This window comes from Paenibacillus caseinilyticus (assembly GCF_027533645.1).
Classification (GTDB): Bacteria; Bacillota; Bacilli; order Paenibacillales; family NBRC-103111; genus Paenibacillus_G; species Paenibacillus_G caseinilyticus.
The window spans coordinates 139259-156085 of the sequence record NZ_JAQAGY010000012.1 but is presented as its reverse complement, the minus strand read 5'-3'; the positions used below and the strand labels follow the sequence as shown (position 1 = coordinate 156085).

The 16827-nt window shown below is 60.2% G+C and carries 13 protein-coding genes and 1 pseudogene; 3 read left to right on the top strand and 11 right to left on the bottom strand.

Going from position 1 to position 16827, the window contains the following annotated elements:
* Nucleotides 1-9: 9 nt before the first annotated feature.
* On the top strand, nt 10-2181 hold the full coding sequence (locus tag O9H32_RS18845; protein ID WP_269867674.1) for a DNA topoisomerase III: 2172 nt from the start codon (nt 10-12) through the stop codon (nt 2179-2181).
* Between the two features lie 176 nt (nt 2182-2357).
* On the opposite strand, the gene O9H32_RS18840 is transcribed toward O9H32_RS18845, so the two are convergent.
* The 3 genes from O9H32_RS18840 to O9H32_RS18830 form a co-directional block, all read right to left on the bottom strand.
* Nucleotides 2358-4433, bottom strand: coding sequence for a beta-lactamase family protein (locus tag O9H32_RS18840; protein WP_269867673.1), 2076 nt, complete (start codon nt 4431-4433; stop codon nt 2358-2360).
* A 190-nt stretch (nt 4434-4623) separates the two neighbouring features.
* A complete protein-coding gene (locus O9H32_RS18835) occupies nt 4624-4950 on the bottom strand; it encodes a hypothetical protein (protein WP_269867672.1) in 327 nt (108 codons plus the stop codon).
* Nucleotides 4951-4960: 10 nt separating this feature from the next.
* The gene (locus tag O9H32_RS18830) at nt 4961-5863 is read right to left on the bottom strand and encodes a TIGR01777 family oxidoreductase (protein ID WP_269867671.1); all 903 of its coding nucleotides are present in this window, start codon (nt 5861-5863) and stop codon (nt 4961-4963) included.
* Nucleotides 5864-6047: 184 nt separating this feature from the next.
* Between O9H32_RS18830 and O9H32_RS18825 the strand changes: the two genes are divergently transcribed.
* Nucleotides 6048-11156 carry an AAA family ATPase gene (locus O9H32_RS18825; RefSeq protein ID WP_269867670.1) on the top strand — a complete coding sequence of 1703 codons (5109 nt, stop codon included), beginning with the start codon at nt 6048-6050 and terminating at the stop codon, nt 11154-11156.
* A gap of 21 nt (nt 11157-11177) precedes the next feature.
* Nucleotides 11178-11507, top strand: coding sequence for a DHCW motif cupin fold protein (locus O9H32_RS18820; RefSeq protein ID WP_269867669.1), 330 nt, complete (start codon nt 11178-11180; stop codon nt 11505-11507).
* Nucleotides 11508-11674: 167 nt separating this feature from the next.
* Here the strand turns inward: O9H32_RS18820 and O9H32_RS18815 are convergent, their stop codons facing one another.
* From O9H32_RS18815 to purT, 8 genes and pseudogenes are all read right to left on the bottom strand, one after another.
* Nucleotides 11675-12508 carry an alpha/beta hydrolase gene (locus O9H32_RS18815; protein ID WP_269867668.1) on the bottom strand — a complete coding sequence of 278 codons (834 nt, stop codon included), beginning with the start codon at nt 12506-12508 and terminating at the stop codon, nt 11675-11677.
* A gap of 35 nt (nt 12509-12543) precedes the next feature.
* Nucleotides 12544-12885, bottom strand: a complete 342-nt coding sequence (gene ytxJ / locus O9H32_RS18810) for a bacillithiol system redox-active protein YtxJ (RefSeq protein ID WP_269867667.1) — start codon at nt 12883-12885, stop codon at nt 12544-12546.
* 104 nt (nt 12886-12989) lie between these two features.
* On the bottom strand, nt 12990-13499 hold the full coding sequence (locus O9H32_RS18805) for a metallophosphoesterase family protein (protein ID WP_269867666.1): 510 nt from the start codon (nt 13497-13499) through the stop codon (nt 12990-12992).
* 163 nt (nt 13500-13662) lie between these two features.
* A complete protein-coding gene (locus tag O9H32_RS18800; protein ID WP_269867724.1) occupies nt 13663-13860 on the bottom strand; it encodes a YiaA/YiaB family inner membrane protein in 198 nt (65 codons plus the stop codon).
* A 42-nt stretch (nt 13861-13902) separates the two neighbouring features.
* Nucleotides 13903-14097: pseudogene (locus O9H32_RS18795) on the bottom strand (YiaA/YiaB family inner membrane protein); the annotation flags it as partial.
* 247 nt (nt 14098-14344) lie between these two features.
* Nucleotides 14345-14620 (bottom strand): hypothetical protein, encoded by a 276-nt coding sequence (locus O9H32_RS18790; RefSeq protein ID WP_269867665.1) that lies wholly within the window; start codon nt 14618-14620, stop codon nt 14345-14347.
* Nucleotides 14621-14697: 77 nt separating this feature from the next.
* Nucleotides 14698-15489, bottom strand: coding sequence for a TIGR00266 family protein (locus tag O9H32_RS18785; RefSeq protein ID WP_269867664.1), 792 nt, complete (start codon nt 15487-15489; stop codon nt 14698-14700).
* Nucleotides 15490-15598: 109 nt separating this feature from the next.
* The gene (purT, locus tag O9H32_RS18780; RefSeq protein ID WP_269867663.1) at nt 15599-16777 is read right to left on the bottom strand and encodes a formate-dependent phosphoribosylglycinamide formyltransferase; all 1179 of its coding nucleotides are present in this window, start codon (nt 16775-16777) and stop codon (nt 15599-15601) included.
* Nucleotides 16778-16827: the final 50 nt, after the last annotated feature.

Sequence of the window (16827 nt, the reverse complement as noted above, 5' to 3'; positions counted from 1 at the left end):
ACCATCCGCATGAAATCACTCGTTCTGGCCGAAAAGCCCAGCGTCGCCAAGGAAATCGCCCGCGTGCTCGGCTGCCAGCAGAAACATAAACATTATATGGAAGGCCCCCAGTATGTCGTCACCTGGGCGCTCGGCCACCTCGTCACGCTCGCCGAGCCTGAAGAATACGATCCGAAATATAAAACCTGGAACCTCGAGGACCTCCCTCTTCTTCCCCCGAAGATGAAGCTGAAGGTGATCCGCGAGACGACGCCCCAGTTCAAGGCCATCTCCCAACTCGCCCAGCGCGGCGACCTGAAGGAGCTCATCATCGCGACAGATGCCGGACGGGAAGGCGAGCTCGTCGCCCGCTGGATTATGGAGCTCGTCCGGTGGAAGAAGCCCTACAAGCGGCTCTGGATCTCATCGCAGACCGACAAGGCGATCCGCGAAGGCTTTGCCTCGCTGAAGCCCGGCCAGGCGTATGACCCGCTCTACCGCTCCGCCGTATGCCGCGCCGAGGCCGACTGGCTCATCGGCCTGAACATCACGCGGGCTCTCACCGTCAAGCACAACGCCCAGCTCGCCGCCGGCAGGGTGCAGACACCGACCCTCGCCGCGATGATGGACCGCGAAGCGCAGATCCGCTCCTTCCAGTCGAAGGACTTCTGGATGCTCCGCGCCCAGCTGGGCTCGTTCCAAGCGCTGTGGCGCAGTCAGGCGCATCCCGACGGCCGGCTGTTCGACAAGGCGGCGGCCGATGCCCTCCTGGAGCGGCTGAAGGCGGCACGGTCGGCGAAGGTGTCCGCGCTGAAGGTGTCGGAGAAGAGCGAGCCTCACCCGCTCGCCTACGACCTCACCGAGCTGCAGCGGGACGCGAACAAGCGGCTCGGCTTCACCGCCAAACAGACGTCGAACGTGCTGCAGCGGCTCTACGAGCAGTATAAGCTCGTGACCTACCCGCGGACCGACTCGCGCCACTTAAGCTCCGACATGGTCTCCACGCTGCCGGACCGCCTGAAGGCGCTGCTCGGCACGCCGTACGGCGCCTCGGCGAAGCCGCTGCTTGGCAAGCCGCTGCCGGTTACGAAGCGCATCGTCGACGACAGCAAGGTAACCGACCACCATGCGATCATCCCGACGGACGAGCGGCCGCAGCTGCAGCTGCTCGGAGCCGACGAGCGCCGGCTCTATGACCTGATCGTGCGCCGGTTCCTCTCGCTCTTCTACCCGGCGTTCCGGTACGACGAGACAGCCGTGACGCTCGATATTGCCGGCGAAGCCTTCCATGCGAAGGGGCGCATCGTCAAGGAAGCTGGCTGGAAGTCCATCTATGACGGAAGCAGCGCACCACCCGATTCAGATGACGACGATGCCCCTGAGGAGGAGCCATCCTCCCTGCAGACGCTGCCAGCGCTGCAGCAGGGCATGGAGCTGAAGGACCTGCGTCTCAGCCAGCAGAAGGGCACGACGAAGCCTCCGGGCCGCTACACGGAAGCCGGCCTCCTGTCCGTCATGGAGAAGCATGGCCTTGGCACGCCGGCAACCCGGGCCGATATCATCGAGAAGCTGCTCTCGACCGACACGATCGAGCGCCGGATGAACACGCTGCAGCCGACCGGCAAGGGCGCCCAGCTCATGGAGCTCGTCGTGCCGGAGCTCCGTACATCCGAGCTCACCGCTGCCTGGGAACGGGAGCTCGAACGCATCGCCAAGGGGCAGGGCGACGCTGACGCCTTCATGGCGGGCATCCGCAAGCAGACCGAGGCGATCGTCCGCGAAGTGAAAACCTCCTCGGCGGAATACAAGCCGCACAACCTCACCCACTCGAAGTGTCCGGACTGCGGCTCGCCGCTGCAGGACATCAAGGGCAAGCGGGGCCGCATGCTCGCATGCTCCTCGCGCGAGTGCAATTATAAGCGTGCCGCAGAAGCGCAGCTGTCGAACAAGCGCTGCCCGCAATGCCGCAAGAAGATGGAGATCCACACCGGGAAGGCCGGCAAGTATGCGCAGTGCCGTCCCTGCAACGTCATCGAGATGTTGAACGACACCGGCGGCCCAGGCGGCCGGGGACGGGCAGGCAAGCGGCAGCAGAGCCAGCTGGCCGAGCAGTTCAGCGATAACGCCAAGATGCCTTCGGCGCTCGAAGAAGCGCTGAAGGCGGCACTGGGCAAAGGCTCGGCTGGTCCGGATGCCGAATAGCACTCACAAGCTAGGCTCCGTGGCCGCTGCGGCCCCGACAGCCGAACCGCCCGGGACCGCCTGGCTGCAGCGGCTTGGATCAGCCCGCCCGCCGGCGCGGGCTGCCGCATAGCTTTCACCCAAACAAAGAGGATGGCTGCGTCTTACGGACGCGGACCATCCTCTTTGTTCGGGGCTTACACCTGCAGCAGGGCCGCCCAAGCTTCAGCCTCCATTCGCTGCAGGAGCAGCGAACCGATCATGGCGGCGGCTTGGCGGCGGGACATCGGCTGCGCCAGCCACTGCCGCTGCGCCGCCTCCTCCCGCGCTGCTGCAGGCCATAATCCGGCGGCGGTTGCAAACCGCACGCCCTGCTCCGCCCACGCCTCCGGCGGCGTTGCTGCCGATTCCGGCTGGCCGGCGGCATCGCCTCCGGCGCCTTCCTCCGCCTTCCCGGCCACGGGCGGTGCCCCCTCCCCCTCGCCCGGCGATCCTTCGGCATGCCGGGCGAGGATCGACACCGCCTCCAGCCGGGTAAGGGGCTGCTCCGGAGCAAAGATCCCCGGTCCTTCTCCCTGCACTACCCCCATCTCATAGGCGCTCTGGATCTGCGCAGCATAAGGACTGCCGGCCGTATCCTTGAAGGCGGGAGGCTCCTTCGAAGGCTGCAGGCCGCTAAGCCGCACGAGCATCGCCGTGAACTCCGCACGGGTAAGGGTCTCGTCCGGCCGGAAGCGGGTCTGTCCCTCATCACCGAAGGCGCCCAGCTGCCGCAGGAGGTAGATCGCCCCGGCATCCGGATCGCTCTCCGGCACATCCTGGTAGGGTTCCGGTTCCCTCAGCTTGCGGGCCCAGCTGGAAGGATGGCTGCTGGAATAGAAGTAAGTCTCGCCTGTTCCCTCCTCCCGGAACGCCGCCGGGACGCCCTCTTCGTCATGGAAGAGCAGGGAAGCGTCCCCTTTCAGCGTATGGCTCCCCGATGAATCGCGGACGGTGAGCCGCCCGTCCTCCGCCTTCACCGTGTAGAGGGTGCTCGGGCTCCGCAGCTCCTGGTACCGCCCTTCCAGCCTCTTCAGCATCTCTTGGGAGGCTGGGGCTTCTTTCTCCTCTGCCCCTCCCCCCCTTAGGGGATAATAGTGGTCCATATAGGCCTGGAAGAAGGGAACCCGGAGCTCGGACACTTCATTGTTATACACAATGAACCCGCCGGACCGGTGATCGGGCAGCAGCCACATCCAAGAATGGTAGCCCTCGATGTCCCCGCCCTTCGAGATCACCCGCTGTCCGTTGTGATATTGATGGATGAACGATTCGAAGCCATACGTCATTTGGGGGATATCCGGGTGGATCGCCTTCTGGAACGTGTGCATAGAGGCGGCCGTCTCCTTGCGGAGAATCCGGGCGCCGCCCAGCTGTCCGCCGTTCAGATGAGCGACCATGAACCGGGCCATATCCGCGCCCGTCGACAGCATCCCCCCTTCCGGCATCTCGGTAGGCACGACCTCATAAGGAGGGATGAGGCGGTTGCGGCTGTCATAAGCCGGAGCCAGCTTCGGAAGCAGCTGAGGCGTCAGGACAAAATCGCTGTTCGCCATCCCTAGCGGACTAAATATGTGGTCTTTCACATACGCGCCGAACCCTTGGCCCGATACCCGCTGTACGATGTACCCTTGGAGAGCCGAGGCAAAGTTGTCGTACCGGTATGCTTCGCCGGGACGGCGGATGACCGTCGGCATATACGTCCGGATATACGCCTCCAGACTCAGGGGTCCCGTCAGCGTGCCGGCCCGGTCCGTATAGTCGAACCCCGTAGTGTGGGTGAGCAGATGCTTCACCCGCAAGGGCTCCCCGGTCCGGTTCGGGACGGACAGCCCGCCGAGATAGTCCTGCACGTCCCCCTCCAAATCGATCTTCCCTTGTTCGGCCAGCTGCATTAGCGCTGTAGCCGTTACCGGCTTCGACAGCGAGGCCATCCGGTAGACGGTCTTCTCCGGGTCAGCCGGCGTCTTCTTCTCGAGATCCGCATACCCGTACCCTTTCTGGAGCACGACCTCCCCGTCTTGAACGATGACCACGACGGCACCCGCCAAGCTTTGGTTCACTTCCGGCTTCTCAAAAAAACGGTCGGCGAACGCCTCCGCCTCTTGGGCCGGGGTCATTCCCTTCCCATCCGGATCTGCGCAGACGCGGTCGGCCGGCAGGGTTAAGGTTCCCAAGGACAGCGCCACCATAAGGGGCAGCATTCTCCCCAGCCTCCCGGGTACCGTTCTCATACTTACAGGCAGCCTCACCTGTTTCACACTCCTTCTTTCGCATGCGTGAAATTTACGAACTAGCCTGTATTACCCCAGCGGACCATCCATGTAATCAGAACCCAACTTTGTTAATATTTTCTTTACACTGCGCACACAAAAAAAACCGGTACCACGCTGCCGTGGAACCGGGAATAACGGAGGCGGGGTGTCACGCTCCGCTGCGCCCCGCAGCCTCCTGCAGAACCAACGCTCTCACTTCGCGCTCGTAATACTCGCGCAGCTGGCTCTTCTCGCTCTCCGTGAACTGGAACTCGCAGTCCCGCCCTTCGTCCTGCGGGGCGATCTCCGCGATATCCCCGCGGGCCGTGCAGACCAGCAGCGCGCCCAGACGGCTGATGCCGTCCGGCACAGCGCTTGGCCCGGCCACCTTAAATTCGACCTCCACGTCGATCCACTGCTCGTCGCGGCGTTCCGCGCGGGCTGTGAACTCTTCGAAGCGGAGCTCGTGAATGTCCGTACTTCCATAGATCAGCATAGGTGCCTCCTTATCCTCCTTTGGCCGTCTGCACCAGATGGCGCAGCGCCTCGTCGATGGCCGGATAGGTAAATTGGAATCCGTCCTTCAGCGCCGCCTGCGGCAGTACCCGCTGTCCCTCGAGCAGCAGCATCGACATCTCGCCGAATACCAGCTTCATCACAAATGCCGGCACCGGGAACAGGTACGGCCGGCCCATCGCCTTCGCCAGGCTCCGCCCGAAGCTGTCACTCCTCACCGGCTCCGGCGCTGTGGCGTTGACTGGCCCCTGCATCTGCCTGTTCGATACACAGTAATCGATAAGCCGGACCATATCATCCACATGGATCCACGAGAGCCATTGCCTGCCGCTTCCGATCCGTCCGCCTGCGCCGAAGAGGAACGGCAGCCGCATCTTCGGATAGGCGCCGCCGTCGTTGCCGAGCACAACCCCTACACGCAGCATCACGGTGCGCGCAGCAGGCACCCTGCCCACCTCGGCTTCCCATTTCTCGACAACCTCGGCCAGAAAGTGATCCAGCCGGTGCGGACTCTCCTCCGTGAACGATTCGGTCTCCGACAAGCCGTATACCGACATGCCGGATGCATTGACAAGAACGGGTTTGCGCTCCAGCCGCTGCACGATGCGCCCTACCCTCTGGACGGAATCGAGGCGCGACTGCAGAATGCGGGCCTTCGCCGCTGCTGTCCACCGCTGGTTGATCGACTCGCCCGCGAGATTAATGATGGCGTCAGCCCCTTCGAGCATGGACGCGTCCTGCTCGAGCTCTGACCAGGTAACATAGCTTACCAGCCTGTCATCCGATTCGCGGGAAGATCTTGAGATCAGGATAACCTCCGTCCCCCGCTGCGTATAATACCGGGTCAAATGCCCGCCGATGAACCCGGTCCCGCCGGCAATAGCGACTTTCATCAGGCACTCCTCCGATCTTTTCCCTCCGTCTTCCCTTTCATTATAGCGAAACGGCGCCTGCTTGAAAAATCCGCAGCCCTCTTGGACGAATCACCAAGGGGATTCGGATGGTTTGGCGGTTGCTTCTGCTACACGGTGAAAGTACAATAAAGGGAATGAAGTGCCCGAATCGGAGGAATATCTCGTGGCTTTGAACTTGAACGAAGGCGCCGCAGAGCGGCTGGACGAAACGGCATCCGCCATATGGTACCGTACCGAAGAAGCTGGCGGACCGAAGCGTCTCGTCAAAGTGCTGAAACCGGAATACAACACCCCCCGGGAAGCGCAGCTGCTGGCACTGGAACTGGAGAGAGGCGGCCGCCTGTCGGAGGCGCCGGCGCTCCTGCTGCCGATAGCCCTTGCCTCCTTCCGGGGAGCCCCCGCCCTTGTGACCGAGGAGACGGACGGAGAGCTGCTGACGTCGCTGCTGGCATCCTCCCCTATGGAGCCTGCTCCGTTCCTGGAGCTCGCCCTCCTCATGACAGATGCCCTGCGGCAGCTGCACGGCCTCCACTTGGCCCATACCGCCCTGTCGCCGTATGCCTTCTTCGTGGATTTCCGGCAGGCGGCCGTCCGGCTGACGGAGCTTCACAGCCTGACCTACCGGAACGCCCTCACCGCTGCAGCTGCAGGGCCGGAATATCCGGCCGGCGCCGACTGTCTCGCGTATCTGGCACCGGAGCTGCACGGCCCCACCGGCGCCGCAGTAGATTACCGCACCGACCTGTACAGCCTTGGCGTGCTTTTTCACCGCATGCTTACCGGTACGCTGCCTGGCGGGGACCGCCTCCACTCGAAGCCTGCTGCTCCCCTGAACGGTACGCTGGGGGACATCTTAGGCCGCCTGCTTGCCCCGGTCCCCGGCGAACGCTACCAGAGCGCCTATGCCCTGCAGCGTGATCTGGAGCGGTGCCTCGGCATGCTGAAGTCCGGCGGCACGATTGAAGCGTTCGCGATCGGCTCCGCGGATACGGCGCACCCCTTCCTGATCTCCGAGACGATCTATGGCCGGGAGCGGGAGCTGCGACTCCTTCGTGAAGCCTATGCCCGCTGCCTTACCGGACAGGCTGAGAGTGTATTCGTTTCCGGACTCTCCGGCATCGGCAAGTCGTATCTGATCCACGAGTTCCAGAAAGGCATCGTGCAGGGCACCGCCCTGTTCGTGCAAGGCAAATTCGACCAATACAAACGGGAGTCGCCGTACTATGCCATCCGTCAGGTGGGCAGGGGGCTGCTCCAGCATTTGCACCAGCTCTCCCCCCGCGATTTCGAGATATGCCGGCAGCGGATTCTGCAGGCCGTGGGACCGAACGGACAGATTCTCACCGAGATGAATCCCGATATCGAAGCGGTCATCGGAACGCAGCCGCCGCTTCCGAAGCTGCCCCCCGCCGAGATGCACAACCGTTTTGTTCTGACGATCGGGCAGTACGTGAGCGTCTTCACGTCGCAGGAACACCCGCTGGTTCTGTTCCTCGACGACCTGCAGTGGGCTGACCCGGCCTCCCTGCAGCTGATTGCGGAGCTTCTCCTTGGCCTGCCGAGCCTCCACCTGCTTTTCATCGGTTCATACCGCGACCGGGAGGTGATAGGCACGCACCCGCTCCATTCCCTGCTGGATAAGCTCGGCCGCAGCCGCAGCGCCCCCCTGGAGATCCGGCTGGAGCCGCTCAGCGAGTCCCACATTGCCCGGCTGCTGGAAGACACGCTCCGGCCTGCGAAGCAGGATCCCCGTGAGCTGGCCGGACTCATGATGAGCAAGACGAAGGGCAATCCCTTCTTCACGAAGCAGTACTTCCGCTCGCTGTACGACCACCAGCTGCTGCGGTTCGACCAAGGGGCCTACAGCTGGGAGTGGGATACCGAACGGATCAAGGAGCTTCACATTACCGACAACGTAGTGGATTTCATGATGGGCAAGATCCGCCGGTTAAGCGAGTCCATGCAGCACCTGCTCATGCACGCCGCCTGTATCGGCCAGCAGTTCACACCGGAGGTTCTGGCGCTCGTTACCGGACTCGACGAGGAGAGCATAACCGCCCTGCTGGTGAGAGCCGTCGATGACAGCCTCTTTCTCCAAGTGGGGGGCGGCCGCAGGGAAGCCGCAGGATCCGCGGGGAGTTCTTACAAATTCATGCATGACCGCGTCTACCAAGCCGTCTATTCCCTGCTCTCCGAAGAAGACAAACAACGGATTCACCTGCACACCGGGCGTACGCTTCAAGCCCTCTATGCGGAGGAAGAGCACGATATGCCGCTCTTCGAAGTCACAGACCAGCTCAATCTCGGCGCCGAGGGAATCCATGACCCCGGGGAGAAAGCCGCGCTCGCCCAGAAGAATCTGGCCGCCGCCCGGAAGGCGAAGGGCAACTCCGCTTACGATACCGCCTACCGTTATGCGGTCCAGGGGCTGCGCCTCCTGGATCCGGGCGACTGGGCTTCCCGGTTCGAGCTTATGTATTCGCTCCAGCTCGAGCGGGCCGAACTCGAGTATTTGTGCGGCAGGTTCGACGAAGCGAAGGCTTCCTTCGATATCGTCCTGCGCCATTCAAGGACAAAACTGGAGAAGGCCGACGTCTATACGCTCCTGATCATTCTCCATACGCATATCGGCGACCATGCGGAAGCCGTGCGGCTGGGCCTTCAAGGCCTGAGATTGCTGGGGATGACGCTGAGTCCGAAGATTGGCAAGGGACGGATTCTTCTCGAGATGTTCAAATCCCAGCTCCATCTCGGCCTGCGTTCGCGTGAAGATCTGCTCGACCATTACCAAATGACGGAGCCCGAACACAAGGCGGTCATGCGGTTCCTGGTCAATCTCATTCCATCGGCCTACTTCCTGAACGCGGATCTCTATGTGTACCTCATGCTTCGGATGTTCAATTATTCACTGACCCACGGGCATTCGGACGGTTCGGCTTATGCCTACTCGACGTATGGCGTTATTGTCAGCGCGCTGTTCGGGCGGTTGAAGGCCGGCTGGGAGTACGGCAGGCTCAGCATACAGCTCAGCGACATGTATACGAATCCGGCAATCAAGAGCAAGGTTTACTTTGCCTATGGCGGATTCTCGAACAACATCCGCGAGCATATCGAGGCGAACGTCGGGCATCTGCGCAAAGCATATCAATACGGCGTGGAATCGGGCGATCTCGTCTACGCGGGGTATTCGATCGCCTTTTCTTTCTTCATGCAGCTGCTCAAAGGCGATACCCTGCCGGACGTGCTGCAGGTATCCGAGGAATACCGGGAATTCGTCCATAAGGCACAGGATCGGGACGTCATCTGGATTTATACGGTTATCCAGCGGTTCATTCGTTTCATGGAGAAAGCCTCCCAGCCCGGAAGCGCAGAATACAGTGCCTCCGAAGGACTGCTGCAGCCCGAGGAAGCCCAGCTCGTACGCGGGCTCAGCAACAAGGCCGTCGTGCATACGTACTACTCCCTGCAGATCCAGGCGTTCTATCTGATGAACGAGCTGGGGGAGGCCCTCCGGATGTGCGAGGAGACGGAAGCGAATCTCAGCCAAATGTTCGGTTTTCCGCATATCGAGATTCATCATTTTCAATACGGCATGGTACTCGCCTCCCTCTATGAGAGCGCTTCTGCCCCGGCACAGAAGAAGTATAAACACCGGATCCGCAAGAGCCTTCGGATTTTGAACAAATGGGCAGACCACTCGCCCAGCAACTACCGGCACCTGCATCTGCTGCTCCGGGCCGAGTACCACCGGATTCTCGAACAGCGCACACAGGCGGCCGAGGCGTATGATCTGGCGGTTCAGGCAGCCGCCCGTTCCCGGTTCCTGCCCCGGGAGGCGATGGCCAACGAGAGGGCGGCCATCTTCTACCTGCGGACCGGCCGGCTCAAGATCGCAAGAGCCTATCTCCAAGATGCCCGCAGTCTCTACGAGCGCTGGGGCGGCGTCCGCAAGGTCGCCCAGCTGGAGAGGCTGTACCCGGGTCTGCTTGGGCGCATGCCGGAGGGCGCTGCGGCACTTGGGGCCGATTCCGTCATGAAAGACCTTCCAGCGCTCTCCCATCAAGAAGTGTTCCAGCATATGCTGGAGAGCATTATGGGGATTGTACTGGAGAATGCGGGCGCCGACAAGGGCGTGCTCCTGCTTGACAAAGACGGGCGGCTCCACCTGGAAGCGGAGAAGTCGCTTCATGATCCCTTCCGCGTCCTGCACTCCGCTCCGCTCGACACGAGTACGAGCGTCCCGGTTACGGTCGTGCAGTATGCGGCACGGACCGGCGATACCCTGCTGCTGCAGGAGACGCCGGCTAGCGGCCTGTTCGGCCAGGATCCCTATATCCGTGAAGTCCGGCCGCATTCGCTGCTGTGCCTTCCGGTCCGCAAGAGCGGCAGGATCATCGGCCTGCTCTACCTCGAGAACCGGATGCCCGGCCGTTCCTTCCGCGAAGAGCACTTCCATACGCTGAAGCTTCTGGCGGCTGAAGTCACGTCGCTGATCGAGAACACCAAGTGGTACGCCCACTTGGAGTATAAGGATTACATCCTGCGCCTGCTTCAGGAACAGGAGAGAGCCAGCCGGCAGCAGCTCGGCGAAGAAGCGCACTGGGTTCAATCATCGGAAGCGACCATGCAGAGCATCCGCAAGGCCCGGCACGAGCTCATCCATCGTGTCCAAACCGTTCACGCCCTGCTGACCATGAATAAATACGATGCCGCCAAACAATTTATCGCGGATTGGTGCAAAGAGCTCGTCCAGGAGTCCGTTGTAAATTCCGTCGCTTCCCCTGTATTGGGCGTGGTGCTCAGCCAGTTGTCGCCGGTCTGCCTCGCGTCCCAAATCGATCTGCAGGTGGACGGGATGCTGGAGTGTCTCTTCGAGCGGATGGACCTTCCGGTTCCCTACTTCTCGAGCATCGTCCATACCCTGCTTAGGCTTGCGGTAGAAGCGGTTCCGCCTCATGATCCCCTGCGGATCGTCCGTCTTACGCTCGAGGAGAGCGATACGCACTATAGCCTGGCGGTCTTCCATACGGGTTCGTCTACGGAAGACGATTCGCTCTCCCGGATTGTTCCGATGGGCGGTCCGCCCAAGGCTGAGGAGCCTCATCCTGCGCTGGGAATGCATATCGTGCAGAACTATCTTCATCACTATGGCGGTGAAATGCATACCCGCTGCGAAGAAGCAGGCACCACGCATACCATTCTGCTGCGCAAACAGGCCGCCAGCGAAAGCCCGCCATTCGAGGCGGCGGCTGCAGGGCTCGACCGGTATTGATTATAAGAGGGGGACCCTACGATGAAAATAACCGATGTTCCATTCTGTACCATCGACTGGAGTGAAATAAGCGCTACCGAGCACCCTGGCATTGAAGGGTGTGCGTATTGGCGGACATTTGAATTGGGGAATATTAGAGTGAGAATGGTAGAATACAGTCCTGGTTATATGGCAGACCACTGGTGCAATAGGGGCCATGTTCTGTTAGTTCTTGAAGGAGAACTGTATACCGAACTATCCGATGGAAGAGAATTCAAACTAACACCAGGAGTCAGTTATCAAGTGGCTGATGATGCTAATCCACATAGATCATATACCAACACAGGAGCCAAGTTATTCATCGTAGACTAAACAAGACGAATAACTAACTTCGAGCCATGCTCGGCCGCTTCGTCCGTAAGAATACAACAAATAAAGGTATACTCTCCACCAGGGAATGGGGCGGAGAGTATACCTTTATTTTGATCCATGCGAGTCCAATAGAGCAAGTTCTTGCGAGCGGATAGCAGACGACCTCTCTATTCGAGGCTCAATTCGGCAGGCGCTCCGTTCAGCGGCGTTCCTGCGAACGCGCGCTCGATGAATGCCAAGGCCTCCGGCAGGTGGCCGCCGAAATAAGTCCAGTCGTGCTCCCCTTCGTATTCCATGTATTCATGCGGATAGCCGAGCTGATCCAGCAGCGCTTTGAAGGCGGAATTCAGCGGGTATAAATAATCGGATACCCCGCAGTTGAAGTGAAGCTCGGGCCGCAGCTCTTCGCGAAGCCGGCGTGCAGCCAGCACATGGAGGTCGAGCTCCCGGGCAAACGGCCCGTGAACCGGACCGACCAGACGGCTGACCTCCGAACGCAGGAACTGATCCGTCATGAGTCCCGTAGACATCATGGCACCGGCGATGGAAGACGCGGCGGTGAACAGCTCGGGATTGCGCAGCGAAAGCACCATCGCCCCGTAGCCGCCCATCGAGAGGCCGCACAGCGCCCGGGAGCTCCGGTCGGCAATCGTCCGGAATTCCCGGTCAATCGACGGCATGAGATCATATAAGAAGTAGTCCTCGAACCGGCCTGTGCCGTCATACCAGTTCACGTAGAACGTGCCGTGGCCATAGCCGCCGTCGCTCGGCATGACGACGATGCTCTCTCTCAGCGTGCCGTCCGCCATGAGACGGTCGAGCGTCTCCTCTGCACCGCCCTTGACGGTCCAGGAGGTCTCATCCCCGTTCAAGCCGTGCAGCAGATAGATGACCGGATACCGGTTATCCTCCGATGCGTCATAGCTCCGCGGCAAATACACTTGACACACTTTACGGGCATAGAGAGCCCCCGAAAAAAACGAAAACGATACCACGCCCATTGGCTTACACTCCCTTTATGCTGCCGCTTCAAGCCTTAGTTCAATACGGCGGTCAGATGCTCTTCCGTGATGGCCCAATGCGATGTGTTCCATACCGTTTCTTTATTCTTGATATAGAGAACTTGAGGGGAAGCATGCTTCACGCCGGTTTCTTCGGCGATCTGGTTCGAAACCGGACGGGACTCGATCACTTTGACAAGGATATAATCCACATCCTCGCTTGGCGTCTTGCCAAGGTAGGTCTCATACTCCTGCAGTGCGTTGAAGCTGACCGGGCAGGCCGTGCTGTGCTTCAGGACCACGAACGGCTTGGTGCCGCTTCCTTCATAATAGTTCTCCCATTCTTCCTTCGTTGTAATTTCTTTCCACTTCGTCATCTTCCATTCCTCCGTCTCTGGATTCGTTTTTTGAGAACAATTTCTTGTCTTGATTTGCATGGGCTGCATGACTTTGGGGGCCGGCTTTCGACTGTGCGAGGGGATTATGGCGATTTGTCGTCGTAAGTAAAAAGCTGCGCTTCGGCTCGTTCCCCAAGAGTCAAGATCCCGTAAGAGTACTGCGGCTGCCTTCGTTTGTCTGTCGGAGAGCCCGGGTTGAACAGCAGTTGTCCGTCCCGGACCTCGTGGTAAGGAGCATGCGAGTGGCCGAAGAGGATCACATCCGCCCGCGCCTCCCCGCCTTCTCCGCGGAACGAAGCATAGGCGGTCTCCGGGGTCGACCGGCCTCCGTCACCGTGTACCAGACCGATGCGGAATCCCGCGAGCTCGAGCACTTTGCGTCTGCCGAACCGGCGTACGATCTCCGGACCGTCATTGTTGCCTGCCACGCCATCGACCGGCGCAATCGCTTCGAACAAGGCAATGACCCGCTCATCCATCCAGTCCCCGGCATGCAGCAGCAGGTCGATGCCCTGCAGACCGCTCACCAGCGCAGCCGGGAGAGCCGCCCCGCGGCCGAACATATGCGTATCGGATACGACGCCAATCCGCATGGGAAGTCACGCTCCTTTGGCTTCTAGGTTCGTTCTCTTATTTTACCATAGTCTCCGCCAAAAGAAAAAACACGCGTTCTTAACAAATGAGCCTACGGAAAAGAGCCAAAAAACGGCCATCGGGATCTCCCGAGGCCGCCCTTGCTTCTTGCCGACTCCAGCTTTATTCGTGCAAGTCGGTTTCGATGTACCGCTCGCCGTCTTCCTTGTTGTCCCGCACAGTCTTCTGGAGCACAAAGGAGGACATCGTGAGGAATAGCGCTGTTACCGCATAATAGCCTTGCACGGAGAGTGGCTGTTCCAAATTGACGATGCCGATGAACATGGCCAGCAGCGCGGTCGAGAAGGCAGTCCAGGACAGGAACGTGAAGGCGCCCGTGTTCCGTTTGCGAGCTCCGCTGCCGTCCTCCTGGTTATCGCGTACGGTTTTTTGGAGGACGAAAGAAGCCATTGTGAGATACAAGGCGCTGACGGCATAATAGCCTTTTACCGATAAGGTTTCTTCGAGCGTCGAGATGCCGATGAACATGGCGAGCAGAGCCGAAGCGAAGGAAGTCCAAGCCAAGAATGTGAACGCGGATGTGTTTCTTTTTCTCATGATGATTACCCCTCTATTGTGTAGGTTGTGCAGGAACCATGACGATGGGCCTGCTTCTTATTCCCTAATTATACGGGGATTCCCCAGTTAGAGAAGTACTATCTTTGCATAGTACCTGGTCATAATCCTCCACTCCGCCGGCAGCGACAGCAAAAAAGCCCATGAGCATCCCGCTCATGGGCTTGCCGCTTACCTCTGTCCGCATGTAAAGCACTGCGGGTCAAGCGGATCTTACGTCTACGAAGTTCTACGCAGTCGGCGTACCGGCTTGATCCAGTGCCTGTACCGAAATCTTGTCGATGAACTTGTCCATGCAGTTGCAAAGAAAATCTTTGCGGCAAATCGGACACGGTTCCTGCAGAAGCCGCGAGATGTGGGTAGCCTTCGCGGTACCCGACTCGTCGGTCTCGAAGGTCAGGCGGCAAACCGTGCGGTCCTTCAGGCTGGCAACGACTTCGAACAATCCGTTCTTTGGATTGTGACTGACAATTTTGGCATCGATGACTTGAGGATTATATGCCATTGACTACAGCACCTCTTTCACGTATGTAATTCTCGGCATGCGTCTTGCAAATTCCGTACTCTAAATAATATCGTTTTTTAACGGTCTCCGTCAAGCAGGTTCCCAAGACCCCCGAGCAGGCTGCCCTCTTCCTTGCGTCCGTTGGGACCGGCGGCCGTCAGTACCCGGTCAGCCAAGCGGCTGAACGGCAGCGATTGGATCCATACGCGCCCCGGTCCCCTCAAGGTAGCGAAGAAGAGACCTTCGCCGCCGAAGATCGCCGTCTTGACGCCCTTGACGAATTCGATGTCATAGTCAATGCCCTGCGTCATGGCGACAAGACATCCCGTGTCCACGCGGATCACTTCGCCGTGACGAAGTTCCCGCTCACAGATCGCTCCGCCGGCGTGCACGAAGGCGAGTCCGTCCCCTTCGATCTTCTGCATGATGAAGCCTTCGCCGCCGAAGAAGCCCGCTCCCAGCTTGCGCTGAAAATCGATGCCTACCGACACGCCTTTGGCCGCACAGAGGAACGAATCCTTCTGGCAGATGATCTTGCCGCCAAGATCCGATAGATCCATCGGCAGTATGCGTCCAGGATAAGGAGAAGCGAAGCTGACTCGCTCCTTGCCGTGGCCGCGGTTAGTGAACAAAGTCATGAAGAGGCTCTCGCCGGTCAGCAGCCGCTTGCCTGCGCCGAACAGCTTGCCCATCAAGCCCTTGCCCCCCTGGTCGCTGCCGTCCCCGAAGATTGTCTCCATCTGGATATTCTGGTCCATCATCATTAGGCTGCCCGCCTCGGCAATGACGCTCTCGCCCGGATCAAGTTCGATCTCGACGTACTGCATCTCCGACCCGTGTACTTCATAATCGATTTCATGTGCATTCATACCATAATCCCCTCCCGCGCCTTTCGGATACCCGAGTCACTACGCATGGCGACCGCTTAGGTTCCCTCGGCTGTCTTAGTTACAAGCTTTGCCGCGAAGCTCTTCCTCATTAAAGGTATTCAATGCGCAGGGAGGATGCCGCCGCTTTGGCCAGCTCGCGGGCCTCTTCGACCGTTTCTCCCGAGCTGAGCGCTACCGCCATCCGGCGTCCGGGCTTCGTCTCCGGCTTGCCGAAGATTCGCACCTGCGTGTTCGGCCCGGAGAGCGCCTCCTCCAGCCCGCCGATGCGGAAGCTGTCCGCATCGCGGTCCGCCTTCAGCGTATACGATGCGGCCGGTGTCAGCAGACGGATCGTCGGAACCGGGAACCCGAGAATGGCACGCACATGCAGCGCGAATTCCGAGAGATCCTGGGAAGCCATCGTCACCATCCCCGTATCGTGCGGGCGCGGGCTCACTTCACTGAATATTACTTTGTCCGGCGCCAGGAACAGCTCGACCCCGTACAAGCCTGCGCCGCCGAGCGCTTCCGTGATTTTGCCGGCGATCTCCTGGGCTTCCTTCAACTGGGCGGCACTCATGAAGTGCGGCTGCCATGATTCGATATAGTCCCCGTCCTTCTGGATATGGCCGATCGGCGCACAGTACGACGTTCCGGACACCGAGCGGACGGTGAGCAGCGTAATCTCCGAATCGAACTGGATGAATTCTTCCACGATCACGCGCGTCTTCTTCGCCCTTCCGCCTTCCATTGCGATATTCCAAGAAGCTTCCACATCATCAAGCGTCCTGCAGACGCTCTGGCCTTTGCCCGAGGAACTCATAATCGGCTTGATGACACATGGCGTGCCGATCTCCGCTACGGCGGCCTTCAGCTCGTCGAGCGTATCTGCGAACGCATAGCGGGCCGTCGGGAGCCCAAGCGTCTCGGAAGCGAGCCGGCGGATCCCTTCGCGGTCCATCGTCAGACGGGCGGCTGTAGCCGTCGGAATGACGCGGTGGCCCTCGGCCTCCAGCTCCACGAGCGTCTGGGTCGCGATGGCCTCGATCTCGGGTACGATAAGATCCGGCTTCTCCCGTTCGATAAGCTCCCTCAGCGCTGCGCCGTCCAGCATCGAAACGACATGCGAACGGTGTGCGACCTGCATCGCCGGCGCGTCTGCATACCGGTCGACGGCGATCGTCTCCACCCCGAGACGCTGCGCTTCGATAACGACTTCCTTGCCAAGCTCTCCCGAGCCGAGCAGCATGATTTTTTGGGCTCTGGCTGATAGTGGTGCTCCGTACATGTAAACATTCCCTCCATTAATATCCCGCAAAATTTATAGCCTATCGCAGT

Coding starts and splice junctions, on each gene's coding strand:
- O9H32_RS18845 (WP_269867674.1), top strand. CDS start 10: ATGAAATCACTCGTTCTGGCCGAAAAGCCCAGCGTCGCCAAGGAAATC.
- O9H32_RS18840 (WP_269867673.1), bottom strand. CDS start 4,433: ATGAGAACGGTACCCGGGAGGCTGGGGAGAATGCTGCCCCTTATGGTG.
- O9H32_RS18835 (WP_269867672.1), bottom strand. CDS start 4,950: ATGCTGATCTATGGAAGTACGGACATTCACGAGCTCCGCTTCGAAGAG.
- O9H32_RS18830 (WP_269867671.1), bottom strand. CDS start 5,863: ATGAAAGTCGCTATTGCCGGCGGGACCGGGTTCATCGGCGGGCATTTG.
- O9H32_RS18820 (WP_269867669.1), top strand. CDS start 11,178: ATGAAAATAACCGATGTTCCATTCTGTACCATCGACTGGAGTGAAATA.
- O9H32_RS18815 (WP_269867668.1), bottom strand. CDS start 12,508: ATGGGCGTGGTATCGTTTTCGTTTTTTTCGGGGGCTCTCTATGCCCGT.
- ytxJ (WP_269867667.1), bottom strand. CDS start 12,885: ATGACGAAGTGGAAAGAAATTACAACGAAGGAAGAATGGGAGAACTAT.
- O9H32_RS18805 (WP_269867666.1), bottom strand. CDS start 13,499: ATGCGGATTGGCGTCGTATCCGATACGCATATGTTCGGCCGCGGGGCG.
- O9H32_RS18790 (WP_269867665.1), bottom strand. CDS start 14,620: ATGGCATATAATCCTCAAGTCATCGATGCCAAAATTGTCAGTCACAAT.
- O9H32_RS18785 (WP_269867664.1), bottom strand. CDS start 15,489: ATGAATGCACATGAAATCGATTATGAAGTACACGGGTCGGAGATGCAG.
- purT (WP_269867663.1), bottom strand. CDS start 16,777: ATGTACGGAGCACCACTATCAGCCAGAGCCCAAAAAATCATGCTGCTC.